The 1,820-nt window shown below is 58.1% G+C and carries 1 protein-coding gene; it reads right to left on the bottom strand.

Going from position 1 to position 1,820, the window contains the following annotated elements:
* Nucleotides 1-283: 283 nt before the first annotated feature.
* On the bottom strand, nucleotides 284-1,820 hold a 1,537-nt coding region (locus tag WBL42_RS10165), incomplete at its 5' end, for a GAF domain-containing protein (RefSeq protein WP_424721163.1).

Raw genomic sequence — 1,820 nt, 5'->3', positions numbered from 1 at the left:
CGATTTCAATCCAACCGTAACCTGTTTTCATCCTGAATTACCGTATACATTATCATTCTGGCCCCTGATATTTATATATTTTTGCGCAAAGACTCAATAGTTAAATATAGTTATAATCCATGTACTTTAAAAAAATTGATTGTTATCATCTTATTCTTGTGATCTGAGGTGCTGTTGAATTGTTCGGGAATTAATGAAAATGATAACGTCGTGACATATCGATGTCGACTATTTAAAGGTCCCGCCAACGCAACAGAACCTTCTGCAGCCAGCAGGCACCGCCTTAGGACTGATCCCCGGCACGACGCCAGGCACCGGGGGGCACCGTGATCCAAAAACAGGCCCCCACGCCGGGCGTTCCGGTCTCGCGGATCGTGATCCCCGAAATCCCGAGGATCTCCCGGGCCAAGAAAAGGCCCTGCCCGGTATTTTTCCCGTAGCCGGAGGCAAAAATCTGCTCCTTTTCAGCATCCGGGATCCCCATGCCGTTGTCGGCACAGGTAAGGATGAGGGCTGTACCCTCCAACCGGGCAGAGAAGGTGATCCGGGTGAGGTTTCCCCCGTACCGGAGGGCGTTGTCGATGAGGTTATAGAAGACCTTCTCGAGCATGGCGTCTGCGAAGACTTCGAAGCCCTCGTCAGCTATCACGGATGCGATCACAGGTCCGCAGGCCGCGGAGGCTGCAGCCCGCGACACCACGGCGTGCACGTTCTGCCACTGCGGGGCATGCACCCCGATGTTCTGGTAATCCCGGGTAAAGGTGATCTGCTGCTGGATCCGGCGCGTGCTGTCCTTGATGCCGGAAAGGAGATGGCCGGTCTCTTCCGGATCGGAGAGCCGGGAGAGGGCCATGTCCTCCAGGCCGAGCAGCCCGGTGATCGTGTTGAGGATATCGTGGCGGATGATGTTGTTTAAGAGGTTGAGTTTCCGGTTGGCAAGCCGGAGCGCATCGCTCACCCGCCGCAGCTCCACAAGCGTAAGGTCGCGCTCCATCATCTCGAGCGCAAACGAGATATCGTCAGTGAGCTCCTGCAGGAGAGCCAGCTCCCGGTCGTCGAAGAAGTTGCACTCTGCTGCGTAAAACCGCATGGCTCCCACGACCATGCTCCCGTTCCTGATGGGAAATGCCGCGGACGAGCAGTAGCCGCGCCTGGCCGCCTCCCCCCGGAAGTCCTCCATCCGGGAGTCGGACGGGATGTCGTTGCAGATCATCGGCCGGCTCTCCCGTATGCAGGAGCCGGTCAGGCCCATGCCCTGCGGCACGTTATCGGTGGTGATAGAGAGCAGGCTTAGGTACCCCGCCTCGTACCCGGAGGCAGCGACCGGCCTTACCTCGCGGGTAACAAGGTCCACAAGACCTATCCAGGCCATTAAAAACTTCCCTTCCTCGACTGCGATCCGGCAGGCCTCTTCGAGAAGCGCCTGCCGGTCCCGGATATGAATGATCGCCCGGTTGGTCCGGGAAATCACCGAGTACAGCCGGTTGAGATGGAGGACGGTTTCCTGGGCCCGCCTCTTCTCCACGGTGCTCCGGACTGCATAGATCAGCTCGGTGAACTGGGACTTGGGATCGCCGCCTTTCTGAATGTAGCGGTCCGCCCCGCAGTTGAGTGCCTCCATGGCCACCTCCTCCCGCCCCCGTCCGGTGAAGATGATGAAGGGGAGCACCGGGTACTGGGCACGGACGGCTTTCAAAAATTTGATCCCGTCCATTCCCGGCATCTGGTAATCCGAGATCACAATGTCCCAAGATGCGGCCCGGAGTTTTTTCAAGCCTTCCCCTGCCGAGGAGGCTGTATCGACCCGGATGCTGCCCGAC

Origin of the sequence: Methanoregula sp., assembly GCF_049686655.1 — an archaeon.
Classification (GTDB): domain Archaea; phylum Halobacteriota; class Methanomicrobia; order Methanomicrobiales; family Methanospirillaceae; genus Methanoregula.
The sequence above is the reverse complement of the archived record's forward strand: the minus strand, read 5'-3'. Positions and strand labels throughout refer to the sequence as shown.